Origin of the sequence: Paenibacillus tyrphae (assembly GCF_027925525.1) — a bacterium.
In the GTDB taxonomy this organism is placed as follows: domain Bacteria; phylum Bacillota; class Bacilli; order Paenibacillales; family NBRC-103111; genus Paenibacillus_G; species Paenibacillus_G tyrfis_B.
On sequence record NZ_BSDJ01000003.1, the window covers coordinates 272,313 to 286,257 of the forward strand.

General features: G+C 54.9%; 12 protein-coding genes. 2 read left to right on the plus strand and 10 right to left on the minus strand.

Annotated features, from left to right (window positions below; all coding sequences use genetic code 11):
• The first annotated feature begins 20 nt into the window (after positions 1-20).
• On the plus strand, positions 21-806 hold the full coding sequence (locus tag QMG93_RS04915) for an endonuclease/exonuclease/phosphatase family protein (RefSeq protein ID WP_281934023.1): 786 nt from the start codon (positions 21-23) through the stop codon (positions 804-806).
• Between the two features lie 121 nt (positions 807-927).
• Here QMG93_RS04915 and QMG93_RS04920 read toward each other — a convergent pair whose 3' ends face one another.
• The 8 genes from QMG93_RS04920 to QMG93_RS04955 form a co-directional block, all read right to left on the minus strand.
• A complete protein-coding gene (locus tag QMG93_RS04920; RefSeq protein ID WP_281934024.1) occupies positions 928-1,797 on the minus strand; it encodes a carbohydrate ABC transporter permease in 870 nt (289 codons plus the stop codon).
• Between the two features lie 12 nt (positions 1,798-1,809).
• On the minus strand, positions 1,810-2,694 hold the full coding sequence (locus tag QMG93_RS04925) for a carbohydrate ABC transporter permease (protein ID WP_054976753.1): 885 nt from the start codon (positions 2,692-2,694) through the stop codon (positions 1,810-1,812).
• An 80-nt stretch (positions 2,695-2,774) separates the two neighbouring features.
• Positions 2,775-4,160: an extracellular solute-binding protein gene (locus tag QMG93_RS04930; RefSeq protein WP_281934028.1), complete on the minus strand. Its 1,386-nt coding sequence runs from the start codon at positions 4,158-4,160 to the stop codon at positions 2,775-2,777.
• Between the two features lie 601 nt (positions 4,161-4,761).
• Entirely contained in the window at positions 4,762-6,030 is a 1,269-nt protein-coding gene (locus QMG93_RS04935; protein WP_281934031.1) for an extracellular solute-binding protein, read from the minus strand.
• 51 nt (positions 6,031-6,081) lie between these two features.
• Entirely contained in the window at positions 6,082-7,068 is a 987-nt protein-coding gene (locus QMG93_RS04940) for a substrate-binding domain-containing protein (RefSeq protein ID WP_281934032.1), read from the minus strand.
• A 14-nt stretch (positions 7,069-7,082) separates the two neighbouring features.
• The gene (locus QMG93_RS04945; RefSeq protein ID WP_281934035.1) at positions 7,083-8,858 is read right to left on the minus strand and encodes a sensor histidine kinase; all 1,776 of its coding nucleotides are present in this window, start codon (positions 8,856-8,858) and stop codon (positions 7,083-7,085) included.
• Complete coding sequence (locus QMG93_RS04950) at positions 8,855-10,477, minus strand: response regulator (protein ID WP_281934037.1); 1,623 nt, start codon at positions 10,475-10,477, stop codon at positions 8,855-8,857. The genes QMG93_RS04945 and QMG93_RS04950 overlap by 4 nt, the downstream gene beginning before the upstream one ends.
• Before the next feature lie 237 nt (positions 10,478-10,714).
• Positions 10,715-11,296 (minus strand): VTT domain-containing protein, encoded by a 582-nt coding sequence (locus QMG93_RS04955; protein WP_281934222.1) that lies wholly within the window; start codon positions 11,294-11,296, stop codon positions 10,715-10,717.
• 462 nt (positions 11,297-11,758) lie between these two features.
• On the opposite strand from QMG93_RS04955, the gene QMG93_RS04960 reads away from it, so the two are divergent.
• A complete protein-coding gene (locus QMG93_RS04960) occupies positions 11,759-12,175 on the plus strand; it encodes a hypothetical protein (RefSeq protein ID WP_281934039.1) in 417 nt (138 codons plus the stop codon).
• A 154-nt stretch (positions 12,176-12,329) separates the two neighbouring features.
• Here QMG93_RS04960 and QMG93_RS04965 read toward each other — a convergent pair whose 3' ends face one another.
• Positions 12,330-13,058 carry a GntR family transcriptional regulator gene (locus tag QMG93_RS04965; RefSeq protein ID WP_281934041.1) on the minus strand — a complete coding sequence of 243 codons (729 nt, stop codon included), beginning with the start codon at positions 13,056-13,058 and terminating at the stop codon, positions 12,330-12,332.
• 69 nt (positions 13,059-13,127) lie between these two features.
• A complete protein-coding gene (frlD, locus tag QMG93_RS04970; RefSeq protein ID WP_281934224.1) occupies positions 13,128-13,910 on the minus strand; it encodes a fructoselysine 6-kinase in 783 nt (260 codons plus the stop codon).
• Positions 13,911-13,945: the final 35 nt, after the last annotated feature.

Below are 13,945 nucleotides of genomic sequence, written 5' to 3' on the forward strand. Positions count from 1 at the left end.
CATTGGAGGAGAATGCCGCGATGGAACTGAACCTGATGACGTTTAACCTGCGCGTAAATACGCCCGTAGACGGAGGCAACGCTTGGCCTTACCGCATCCGGCACGCGGCCGCTGTGATCAAGAAGACGTCCCCCCTTGTCGTAGGGACGCAGGAAGGGACGAACGCGATGCTGCTCGACTTGGACCGGGAGCTACCGGGGTACAGCCGGCTGGGCGAAGGACGGAGCGGTTCGACGAACGAGGAAGACAGGCTCCGCGACGAATGCTGCGCGATTTACTACCGGCATGACATGCTTGCTCCGGTGGCGAGCGGGCAGTTCTGGCTGTCGGAGACGCCGGACGTGCCGGGCAGCAAGAGCTGGGACAGCAGCCTGCCGAGAATTTGTACGTGGGCTTGCTTTGAGGTGAAGGCGTCGGGACGCCGCTTCTATGCGTTCAATACGCACTTCGATCATCTGGGGCAGCGGGCCAGAGAAGAAAGCGCGCGCCTCGTGCTGGAGCGTATCCGGCGCTGTCGGGAGGAAGACGGAATTCCAGTCGTGCTCACGGGAGATTTCAATGCCTTCCCCGACAATCCCGCGATCACCGCGCTGAAGGAGCGGCTGGCGGATGCCTTCGATATTCTGGAGGAGGAGGTCGGCCGGACGTTCCATGCCTACGAAGGCGGTACGGAAGGGCAGCCGATCGACTACTTGTTCGCCACGGAAGGCGCCGAATTTACGAGAACGGTCGTACACCGCGAGCGCTGGGAAGGCGTGTATCCGTCGGATCATTATCCCGTCGAGGCGCACGTGCGGCTGCTTTAGGAGCCGGGCGGCCAGCACACTCAACGACCACCGATCAAGCACGCACACCTAAGGTCTGCTTCTCGCCCTCAACCGGGCAAAGGAGCAGACCTTATTTTGTCGGGAACATGTTCCCCTCGTCTCATCCCTTCAGCGCCCCTGCGGTCAACCCGCCGGTAATTTGCCGTTGGAAGAAGCTATAAGCGACGATGACCGGAATCATCGAGATGGCGAGTCCCGCGAACAGGGGGCCCCATTCCGTACGGTACTGCATCTCCCCCTGCATGATGGCGATCCCGACCGGAACCGTATATTTCGTCGGATCGTTGATCAGGACGGTCGCCATAATGTATTCGTTCCAGACGGTCAGCGCGTTCATAATGGCGACGGTGACCAGCCCCGGCTTGGATAACGGCAGCATGATGCGGAAGAACGTTCCGAAATACGAGCACCCGTCGATCGTCGCCGCTTCCTCCAACTCCTTCGGCAGCGATTTGTAGAAGCCGACGAGGAAGAAGACGCCGAAGGGCAATATGCCGACCGCCCCCACCGAGTAGACCAAGGTCAAGCCCAGCAGCGAATTGGACAATTGTAGCGTATTGAGCAAAAAGACGAGCGGAATCAAGCCGAGAATCGTCGGAATCATCATCGAGGCGACGTAGATGAAATAAAGCGCGCCTCGTCCCTTGAATTCGTAGCGGGCGAGCACGTAGGCGGTCGTGGCGGCCATCGCCAGCGAGAGCAGCGTGCTGCCCGCGGTGACCAGCGTTGAGTTGATGAAATAATCGCCGAAGTGCGCACGGCTCCAGACGTTGGCGTAATTTTCGAAGATTAGCGGGGACGGCAGATCCCACGGCTTTCCCTGAAGCACCTGCGGATTATCCTTCAACGAGGTGAAGAAGGTCCACAGGACCGGGTAAATGACAAGAATGCTCCATACCAGAGGAAAAAAACGGACGAGCGCTTTCGTGGCGCCATGTGCGGGTTTGCCTGCGGCGGAAGTCCCGGCCATACCCATCCCTCCCTACAATTCGATGGTTTCCCGCTTCAAGAACCGGCTCAAGATCAGCGTGGTCAGCAAAGACAGGATTAAAATCAGGACGCCGATGGTCGCGCCGTAGCTTAAGTGGTACTGCTTGAAGCCCATCTGGTACAAATAGTAGCCCATCACCTGCGTCGCGTTGTCGGGGCCGCCGTCGGTCATGAGCCGGACGATAATGAACGATCCGTTCAGCGTGGTGATGACAATGTGCAGCACCGAAGTTTTGAACTGCTCCCAGATGAGCGGCAGCGTCACGTTCCAGAACTGCTGCCACTGCCCGGCGCCGTCGATCTCCGCAGCCTCGTAGAGCGAGCTGGGAATTGCCAGGATGGAAGCGATGATCAGAATCATGTAGAAGCCGATCCCGGCCCACACGCTCGGAGGCAGCAGCGACCACATGGCGAGCTTCGCGTCGCCCAGCCAGTTCGTCTCGACCGGCTTGTCGGTGAAGAGCGACAGGAACGCATTGAGAAAGCCGAGCTGCGGATTATAGATGAAGCTCCACAGCACGCCGATGACCGCGACCGAAATAATGTTCGGGAAGAAGAAAACGACGCGGTAAAAGCCGTACTCCCGCAGCTTCAGCCGGGTCAGCGCTACGGCGAAGAAGGTGGCGATCAGCATGATCAGAACCACTTTCCAGAAGACAAGAAAATAGTCGTTCTTGATCGCTTGGCCGATAATCTCGTCGGACAGCAGCTCCCGGTAGTTGCCGAGCCCGATGAAATTCATCGTTTCCGAGCCGCCGGACCAGTCGAAGAAGCTTAAATACAAGCCGCGGAATAACGGATAGATCGTGAACACCAGAAACACCGCGAAGGTCGGCAGCAGGAAGGTCGTAATAAAAAGCGCGCGATTCCATTTCATAATACATCCTCCACTGCTAGGAAATTGGAAGAAACAAATCGGCAGGAAGAGGCCCTGCCGATCGTTCCCGGGTCGAGACGCTATTTGCTTCCTCTGACTTTAGCGGCGGCTTTCTCCATGCGGTCCATCCATTCGTCCGGCGTAATTTTCTTTTGCAGCAGCGCGATCGTGGCGTCGTTCTCGGCCTGCTCCAAGTCGGCGTTCAGCTTGAATACGGGGGCGACAATGGTGTTGCTGCTGTTGAAATATTTCATGGCCGTTTTCACGACGCCGCTGGCGCTTGACGCTTCGAGATCGGCCTTCACGTTCATGATGGCTCCGGTCAGCTCCGCCCAGCGGGTGGCCGTTTTCTTCGTGAAAATGAACTGCACGAACGCTTTGGCCGCTTCCGGGTTTTTCGCTTTCTTCGCGATGGCGATGTTGCTCGTGTATGGAATGGCGATGCTTTTGCCGCCCGGCTTCTGCATGACGGAAGGAAGGAAGCCGAATTTGAAGTCGGCCGGGACGTCCTTCTTCATCTCGTTCTCCAGCCACAGCCCGTTCGGAATCATGGCGTCTTTGCGCTGAAGGAACAGCATTTGCGAATCGGTATGGTTGATACCAAAGGAGGCGTTGTCAAAATATCCTTTGTCCCGCATAACGACCAGCTTTTGCAGTGTTTTGGCGACGGCGTCGTTCTTGAACGCTTTTTCCTTCGCCGCTTCCTGATCCTTCAAAATTTGCGGATTGTCGCCGTTCTCGGAAACGAAGCCGGAGTTGACCAGCCCGCCGACGATGTAGTACGGGTATTTGCCGGTATGAATGTAGGGGTTCATTCCCGAGGCTTTGATCTTCTCGCTGGTGGCGAGGAAGCTGTCCCAATCGGTCGGCACGGTCCAGCCGTTCTTCTTGAACAGCGCTTCGTCGTAGAACGTGCCCCAGGAGCCGAAAACGAGCGGGATCGTATAATTTTTGCCGTTGAAATCTTGAGGAGGGGCGATCAATTGGTCCGTCAGCCTGTCGCCGTCGACGTTCTTTGCGGTTTTCACCCAGTCGGAGATGTCCATAAGCTGGTCATCCTTGACCATCTGGGCTTCGTTCGATCCGGCTCCGTCGATGTAGACGACGTCGGGCGGATTGCCTTGAATCCAGCGCGGCTTCATTTGATCGTTGATCTGCGATCCGGCCGATTGTTTGATTTTCAGGTCCGGATACTTTTTCTGGAACTCGCCGATCACTTCTTTCCACCAGCTGTCGCCGTAGCCGCCGACGAAGTATTGGATCTCGAAGTCGCCTGCGATTTTGGCGCCGTCCGCCGGTTTGGTCCCGTCCGCAGGCTTCGCCCCGTCGGCGGGCTTGGCGGCTTCGCCCGGCTTGGCCGTGTCTGCCGGTTTAGCGGCTGGTGCGCCCCCGCAGCCGGCCAGCGAAAGCGCACAAAGCAGGGAGGCCATGCCCAAGGCCGTGCTTTTGGTCAATGCTTTTCTCATCTTTCGAACCCTCCTAAAATAGGATCTCTAAGGCACATCTTGATTGCGTAACCTTATCTTAGGAGGTTTGGTTCGAAAGCTCCATTGAATATCTTCCAAGAGTTCTTTATTTTTTTATGATAAACGTCACTCAAACAAATGAAATAAGCTTCCTATGCAAGGAAGCTTATTCAGAGTGTCGAGAAAGTAGTCAATCAAGGTAATAGAGGTTACGAGGGGGTGGGGTATCTACTTCCGGTCGCTGTTGTCAGTGGGAAATTTTGATTGAAGCCGCTTAACAGCGGATATTTCCCACAGACAAAGGCGAACGCTATCGCTCCTCCAGTAGATACCCCACCTCCGTATGTTTCTCTATTTTTGTCAAAAGATCTTTCTTAAACACTCTAAGCTTCCAAAACAAGGAAGCTTGTTTCATGTAGGCGAAACATGTTCTAGAAGGCGAAGACGACAAGCAATACGCAATGTACGTAATGTATGTTTGTATGCGGTCCTATTTGTTCCAAAAATTTTTTCATGCATTCCCGCACATAACCTTTATCCGAAGAGATGGGCATCGACAAATACCGTTAAAGTACTTTTTTGGTATTAAATCCCCTTCACATTACTCGCGGCTTTTCGTGAGGGCGATCTGCTGAAGCTGATCAAGGGCTGCTTGGGGCGGCATGTGGTCGACCAGGACGGCTTGGCCCATTTTTCGCGTTCCGTCCATGACCTTCTGCCAAGCAGGGTGGTTGACCGGATAAAATTGGGCCGTCTGCAGAGCTTCGAGGCTGTCTTTGACGTTTTTGTCCTTGGCCGCAAGCTTGTCCCCTACGGACTTGGTTACCGGCAGGAAGCCTTCGCGCAGAATGATGCTCTCGTAGCGCGCATCGTCGTACAGAAAGCTGATGAATTTGGAGAGCGCTTCTTTGTTCGTGTGATCCGTTTTGAAGGACACCAGCACATCCTGCACGCCGAAGGCGATAGGCGGGGTTCCGTCCTTGACCGGCATCGGTCCGATGCCCCATTTCAGACCGGGAAATTCTTTGGGAACGACGGATGTGAAATAATTGCCCGAAATCATCGTCCCGAGCTTTCCGTTCCCGAGAATGCGGTGCTTCTCGTCGCGCGTCGTGACAGTCGGTTCGGCATCAGTCAGGCCTTGGTCGTACAGCGACTTCAGAAAGGTCAGCCCTTCGACGTTTTCCGGCGAATTGATCGTCCACTGCCCGTCCTTCATCCAGCCTCCGCCCGCTCCGAAGAAGAAGTAGGACAAGTAGGCTTGGCTTTCGTTGTCCGTCAAGTCCACGCCGAAGCCTTCGGCTTTGCCCGTCTGCTTGATTTTCCGCGCCGTCTCGACCAGCTCGGACCACGTTTTCGGCGGCCCGGTCAGCCCGATTTCGTCAAAAATGTCCTTGTTGTAGTACAGGTTGCGGACGGTGGCGAGATATGGGATCGCGTATTGGGCGCCGTTCCAATAATCCATTTGCAGAAACTTCGGCAAGAGGTTCGCCTTCAACTCCGGGGACAGGATGTCGTTCCAGTCGTTGAGCAGGCCGTCCTTGGCAAAGTGGGCGTACACGTTCGTATTCAGCAGATCCGGCGGCTGATTCTTGCTGATCATGGTCGTATAGACGCCGTCGAGGATGTCCCAATTCGCCACCTGCAGCTCGACGTCTATGTTCGGATATTTCGCTTCGAAATCTTTCACGATGCTCTCCAGCAGCGGCCGTGTATCCGTGCTGTACTCTGCGGCCAGGAACTGGATCAACGCCTTTTGTTCCGCCAGAGCGGGAGAAGGGGAAGAGTCGATCCCGCAGCCGGACAGCGGCAGCAGCAGCAGCGTCAGCACAGCCGACACGGCTGCTGCAGCGGGCTTCCGTCGGTTCATTCGGTCCACCTCGATTCTTGGATTGATCGCCCGAGCCGGGGCGTGGTTTCCTTACCTTTCCACAAAAGGGAAAAGAAGCTTTTGATTTTCCGGATCGTACATGTTCTCCTTGGTGACGACCGTCGAATCGATGTTGTCGCGCAGGTTCGCTTTTTTTCCGTCGATGAGCTCTACAGCGGCCTTCACGCCCAAATATCCGATGTTAAAAGGCTTCTGGACCAGCGTGGCATGCAGCGCGCCTTCCTCCAGCAGCTTGATCTCGTAGATCGAAGCGCCGAAGCCGACAAGCTTGACGGAGGCGCTTTTGTTCAGTTCCTTGATCGCTTTGGCGGCCCCCAAGGTAGCCGTCTCGTTCAAGCAGATCATGCCGTTAATCTCCGGGTGGTCGGCCAGCAACTGCTTGGTCGCTTGGTAAGCCAGCTCCTCCTGATTCGCGGCATACCGCGTGCCGACGACAACCGCCGGCGGGTCGGCGGCGAGCGCCTCCTGAATGCCGGTTTCCCGGTCCGTGGCGGTGGGAGAGCCGCCCTTGTCGCTAAGGATCGCCACGGCGGGCCGGCCATTGGTCATGGAGGCCAGCGCCCGTCCGGCTTTTCGGCCTGCGTCCAGATTGTTGCTGGCGATAAAGCTGTCGCCGGGATTGCCGTCCAACGGCGAATCGATCACGACCAGCTTGATTCCGGCTTGTCGAACCTTCTCCGCCACGGGAACGAGCAGGTCGTTGTCGGCGGGTGCCAGCACGATCGCTTGCGGCTTCTCCGCGATCGCTTGCTCCACGAGGCCGATCTGCTCGTGCACGTCGGTTTCCTGCAAGGGGCCGCGAATGTCCGCCTTCGCCTGAAATTCTTTGGCGGCCGTCTTCGCGCCGGCCCGGACCGTCTGCCAAAATTCCGTGCGGATATCGTTGCTTTTCATAATGACGATAATGCTCTTGTCCTTGCCGCTTTCGGTCTGGACGGACTGGAGCAGGATGGCGGTATAGGCGCCCAAGGCCAAGAGGGGCACCAGCATCCACACGATTTTTTTATGCGTCTGCATCGGCTGCTCCTTTCCTACTCGCTTTTCGGGATCGTCAGCGTGACCCGGGTGCCCTTCTCCGGTTCGCTTTCGAAGCTCACGCCATAGCTCGTCCCGAAATAAAGCTGAATTCGTTCGTGCACGTTGGCAATGCCTACGCCCGTGCCACGCTCCGTTCCCGTCTTCGGCACCAGAATGTGCCGCAACTGGTCCGGCGTCATGCCGAGGCCGTTGTCCTCGATGGTGAATACGATTTTGCTGTCTTGCTCTTCGCCGGCGATGGTGATGAGCCCGCACCCCGGTTTATTTTTGATCCCGTGGTAGATGGCGTTTTCGACGAAGGGCTGGAGCAAAATTTTGATCGTCTTGCAGGCCATAATGTCTTGGGAGACGTCGATCCGGTAATCCAGCTTTTCTTTGTACCTCATCTTCTGGATCAGCAGATAGCTGCGGATATGCTCGATTTCGATGAAGATGGGCACGAGTTCGTCGCTTTTGTTGATGCTGGCGCGGAACAGCTTGGCGAGCGCGGAGGTCATGAGCACGACTTCCTCATGCTTTTTGCCCTCGGCCATCCAGATGATCGAATCGAGCGTATTGTACAGAAAATGCGGATTGATCTGCGCCTGAAGCACCTTGAGCTCGCTTTTGCGCTTCGTTTCCTCGTTGCGGATGATTTCGTTCATCAGCTCTTTCGTGTGGCCGACCATCAGGTTGAACGTGCGTCCGAGCTGGCCGATCTCGTTCTGCTGCTCGATTTCGGCGCGAATGTCGAAGTTGCCTTTTTCCACCTGCTTCATCTTATCCTGCAGGTTCTTGATCGGCTTGGAAAACCGGTGCGAGAGCACGAACGACAGCAGCAGGGTGATCGCCAGCCCGAAGACGGCCAGCAGCAGGAACGAACCTTGAATCGTGTGCTTGTTGGTGACGAGCTCGTCCGTGTAGGCGACGCCGACGATTTTCCAGCCGAATTTCGTATCGTGGACCGAATAGATCCGCGACTCGTCGCCGTCGTATGCGACGAAGCTGTCCGTATGCATCACCTTGTCGATCAGCTCGCTTTTCAGGTTGCTGTAGATAAGCTGCTGCTGCGGGTGGTAGACGATATTGCCGCCGTTGTCGACAATGAACACGTAGCCTCGCTTGCCGAGGTTGACCTGGCTGCAGATTTCGCTGATGACGCTCAAGTTGAGATCGACGAGAAAAATGCCTTCCCCCGCGATCCCGTCGGTGCTTTTCAGCTCCCGGCTGAGGGAGACGACCCAGCGGTATTCGTTCTGGATCACATGCTGGACGTGGGAGGAGGAGACGACTGGCTTGCCGCCTTCCTGCTTCGCTTGCTTGTACCAGAGCTGCTCCTCCGGCTTTGCGTTCGGATTGAGGCTGGTGCTGCGCCGGTCTGACACGAATTTGCCGTTGTAGCCGAACACCATGATGGAGGCGATGTCTTTGCGGGTATATAGAATCGACTGGAACATGTCCGAAATGCGCTTCTCGTATATCCGGCGGTCGGCCTCACTGATGAACACCGTGTTGGAAATAAAATATTTGACGTCTTTGTTTGTTAGGGCTAGGGTGGAGATATTTTCCATATTCGTGAAGTAGGACTGGATGTTGGCGCCGACCTGCTTCATGACTTCCGAGAGGTAGGCTTGCGAATTTTTCTCCACGGCGTCGGCGGACAGCCGGTAGGAGATGAAGCTGGTGATGCCGACGGAGACGAGAATCAAGCAGGAAAAGGCCGCGGCGATGCTGGAGCGGATGCTCTTGAATTGGAACAAGGGCGACGGCAGGCGGAGTACAGGCTTCATCGGCGGGTCTCCTTGGCTGTGTTGTCCCGGTATTCCGTCGGTGTGAGGCCGGAGTGCTTCTTGAAGATCAGGCTGAAATAGTTCGGATCGGCATAACCGACCTGCGCCGCAATCTCGTAGGATTTGAGCGGGGTATGCAGTAGCAGCTCCTTCGCCTTGTCGATGCGCACCCGCGTCAAATATTCGACGAACGTTTCGCCGAGCTGCTGCTTGAACACGGTGCTGAAATAGCTGGTGCTCATGAGTGTATGCCGGCACAGCTCCTGCAGGGAGAGCTTGTCGTTCGCGTAGTGCTCGCGGATATACTCGGTGGCCCGCAGCACCTGCATATGCGTCAGGCGGTTCCGCTGCTCGGAGATTTGCTCCAGCGCCAGGCTTAAAATGTGCTTCAGCCAGTCCTGGATTTCGTCCAGCGTCTTGAACCGGTACACGTCCGTCAGCCAATTGCGCTCGCCTGCGGCTGCGCGCGGTTCGTCCGCTCCGAGCTCCCGGACCGTATTCATCAGCGTGACGATCACCGATTGAATCTGCCAATAGCACGCTTCGATCGGCATCCGGGACGTTTTCAAGTGGGCAACCAGCTGCTCGATCAAGCAGTGAACATCTGCGGTCGTGCCGGTTTTCACGGCAGAGGCAAGCAGCCGATTCCATTCTGTGCCGTTATCCGGAGCGGCGGGCGGCTGTCCCTCCATATCGACGATGCCGATCACTTGGTTTTTGCCGAGCAGCAGCCGGTATTCGAGCGCGGACAGGGCGCTTTTGTAAGCGTGGGGAAGCTGCTCCAGCGAGCCGCATACGCGTCCGACGCCCAAGCTTACGGTCAAATTCAAATATTTCTCGACAAACTGCCGGATCGTTTCGGCGAGCTGGTACGCGAGCTCGTACAGGGGCATGGCCGCAAGCCCGGACACGATGGCAACGACACGCTCCTCGCGGGTGCGAAAGGCGATGCCGTTCTCCTGGCCCACAATTTCCTGCACCATGTTGTACACGGCGAAGCGCAGCAGCTCCTGGTCCCGATCGGAGGGCAGATGTCCGCCGCCGCCGAAATCGTCGATATCGACGACCATCGCCACATAGTCGGGCAGAGGCTCGGGAAGCCCGAAATAGCGGAGCCGCTCGCGGATTTCCGCATCCCCTATGGCGGTCGTTGCCCACCGTTCGAGAAAGCGCTCCTTCAGCAGGGGCAGACTTTGATTCAATTGCATATGCAGCCTCGTCAAATCTTCCCGCTGGCGGGTTTCTTCGTCGAGCTCGCCTTTCACTTTCGTCAGCAACGCGCGAAGGTCGGCCGCTGTAATCGGTTTCAAAATAAAGTCATAAGCTTTGAGCCGCAGCGCCTGCCGCGCATAATCGAAATCGTCGAAGCCGGTCAGGATGATCACCTTCACGAAAGGGTACCGGGTCCGGATCAGCCGCGTCAGCTCCAGCCCGTCCATAAACGGCATGCAAATATCCGACAGCACGAGGTCCGGTCTGAGCTGCTCCATCGCTTCCCACGCTTCCCGGCCGCTCGCATAATCGCCCACCAGCTCGAAGCCCAGCCCATTCCAGTCGATATGCTCCTTGATGCCCTCGCGTACGATCGCTTCGTCGTCCACAATCATGATTTTGTACATGCGCACCCCCGCGTTTCCAGCGTAACTTTGTGTTGAGTGTACTGTAAAAAGGGAAATTCAGGCAAGGGGATTGTGGGCGCTTTTGCATTTTTTTGTAGAAACTTAACATGCCGCCCTCGCGCATCGCAGCTACGACAAGCAATGGATCGGGGAATCGATACATCTACAAAAAATTGCTCCGCATAATTTCAAATGAAAAAGCCAGCATTCTTCAGAGAAGAACGACTGGCTCACAGCTTATTGTGAAATGTCGGTTTGGCGTTTTTCTTTTTTCCGGCGTTGAATTTTTCGCACGAGTAGCCAGCATAATGCAATCACTGCGCCGGCAGCCAGCATGGAGATGGTGAGCGTGCTTCCGCCGACCATATTTTCTGCCGCATGGCCGTAAATGTAGAACAAAATTCCGACGACATAAAATTTCGCCGCACGCCCGATGGCAGCATAACCGATCAGCTTCCAAAGGGGAAAATTCATACAACCCGATACAATGGTAAAAATCTTGAAAGGAATAGGAGTGAAAGAACCGATCATAATGGCTGCTTCTCCATGACGACGGAACATTTCGGTAACGGAGTCCAGCTGCTTTTGTTTCATGAATTTGCGAAGAATAAGATTGCCTGAAGTTTTACCGATGGCGTAGCCGATTGGCGTACCGATCATACAACCTATAAAGCCGATCGTAGCCAGCCATAAGGCGTTCCCGGGGTTTAAAGCGCTCAAGGAAATTTGAAGAAAAAACGCGGGAATTGGAAAAATAATAGCGTCGATCATGGCGTGAATGAAAAGCCCGATATCTCCAAAGCTGCGCAGAAACTCCAAAACTGAATTAATCAAGCCTGTTTGCCCCCTCAACGAAAAGAAGGGCTTGTATCTTAGTTCTAATCATTTGCATTCTCCTCGAAATCCTCTGTCCGGCAACTTCATAATATTTCGTTACTGTCATGATATCAAAAAATGGAGCGAAAGGCACTATCCCGAGGTATAGTTCCCGTCCTAGACTGAAGTCTTGGAAGCCGGACTTTTCCTAATTTAAGCTCGAGGAGTTTCAAATCCCCTTTTCGCCAATGAAGAGAATGAAAAACGGGCATAGTCCTCCGACAAGTGACAAGTTGGGGCGTGCTTGACAACGGGATTTCAGCTTGTGATGCCAATTCCGTTGCTCCGATGACAGTAGGATGGTTTTGTAGTTATAATATAAATAATGTACTTGTTGATTACACAGACCCACAACGAGAATGTTGTTGTCGGGACCAAGATTTGGTAGTAATGGGGTTGATGCGATTGAAAAAACGTTATTACATCAGCCTTGCTGCGCTTTTGATTCTCGCGGGATTTATCTTTTACAAGTATTACTATGCGAATCCTTACGCAGATCATAACATCGAACAAAAGGATCTATTAAATTCTTTTTACAGTGCTTTCAGAACGAAAGATTACGGGGCGATAGCGGATCTTATGTCAAATCACAATCCGCAAATGGTGATTACCGTAAGGATTTGGTACGGCGAGGTAACCAGCTTTCAGATAAAAGAAATTCGGAGAACTTCGGCTACGGAGAAAAAAGCAGTGGTATCTGTAACAAGCCGCCGGAATAACGCACAGCATGTCAACACGGATTACCTTAAACTTATAAAAGGTATAGACGGCTGGGAGATTAGCTCGTATGAATCCGACCTCGATTACAAATTGCCTGGTTAGTATCCGCACATATATCGAAGTGGCAAACAAAAAAAGAGTGTCGCAAAAGCCATGAAAATGGCTGAGGGACACTCTCTTGTTCATACAGCTCGTGTGTACTCTTTCTGTAAAGATAGCTGGATGGAGGCTATGCTAACCGGTAGAGGGATTCGCCTCATTTCGCGCGATGCACGGTCAGATTCACCTTATTCGTCTCGCACATGAACGTGGAGAGATGAACCGGCCGGTCGTGCGAATCGTAGGCGATTTTGACGATGCGGAACAGGTTGGCGCCGACGTCGCATTCCAGCGCTTTCGCCAGATCCTTCGTCGCTCCAATCACGTTGATAATTTTATCGTTGCTGTCGATTTCCGTTTCGTAATCTTGCTTCAAAATCTTGTACGTCGATTCGTCGCGTGCGATTTTTTTCTCCAGATCGGGGAAGCGCGTCAGCGGGTAGTGGGCCAGATCGTAAAACAGCGGCCGCTCGTTGACATACATCAGCCGTTCGAGCTCAAGCACCGGGCTTCCTTCCTCGATCTGCAGCCGCTCGGCCATATCCGCGGTAGCTGCAATCACTTCGCTGCGCAGCGTGCGCGAATTGGGGATCATCCCTAATTGGTGGCTGAATTCCGAGAAGCCGCTGACCGACAGCAGCTCGTTCTGGAATTTGCTCGAGGTGACGAAGGTGCCCTTGCGCTGGATGCGGGTGAGCGTGCCATCCTTGACCAGTTCCTCGATCGCTTTGCGGATCGTGATGCGGCTGACCTGATAGATGTCGCACAGCTCGGCTTCCGTCGGAATCTGCTCGTCGGGTTTGTATTTTCCTTCTTGAATATCGTTCTTCAGCAATTGCCGGATTTGCATGTATAAGGGCTGCGCTGTCGATGGATTTAAGTTCATAGCGTAAAATCGACTCCATGTCGCCAATGTTTCTTCTCATTATACATGCAACTTTGCCGCGAATTCCAGCTACCAGGCCCCGAAATACGTAATCGTGTGCGCCGCGGCTCGTGTTCCTTGCTCCAGGCACTGCGTCAGCGGAAGTCCGTTCATGATCCCGTACAGGAAGCCGGCGATGAACGAATCGCCCGCGCCCATCGTGTCCACGACGGTAACCGCTTCCGCCTCACGCCGGAAATAATGCTCGCCGTCGTAGGCAAGCGAGCCGTTTTCCCCCAAGGTGGCGACGGCCACCCGGGCCCCGAGCGCATGCGTTTCTTTCAGGTAGCTGCGGATATAAGCATCGTCTTGGGTATAAGAGAAGAAAGCGTAATCAATAAAAGCCGGAAGCCGCCGGGTCAAGTCGTGATGAAGCTGGTCCGAGAAGTCGAAGGAGGTGATCAGGCCCTTCTCCTTGAACCGCGGAAAATACGGCTCCGCGTGGCCCCAGATTCCGGCATGCACCAGCGCATGCCCTTCGATAAACCGCAGATCGGCTTCCGTCAGCACGAAGTGCTCCATCACCCCTTCGTGATAGTCGCCGAATTTGCGGTCGCTGCCGATCAGCTCGACGTAGGTCACGGCGGTTTGGCCTTCTTTTTGGTGCAGATGGCTGACGTCGATGCCTTTGTCCCGGATCGCCCGGTGCATTTGCTCGCCGTAGCTGTCAGTGCCGACCCAGCCGATATACGAGGCATCGCCCCCGAGCCGCTTTAAGTAGACGGCCACGTTCACCGGATTGCCGCCCGGGTAGCTTTCCTGCCTCGACAAATAGACGTCCATACAGTTGTCTCCGACGGTAGCAGCTTTCATCATCCCATTCGCCTCCTACAGGAGCGTAACCCCCT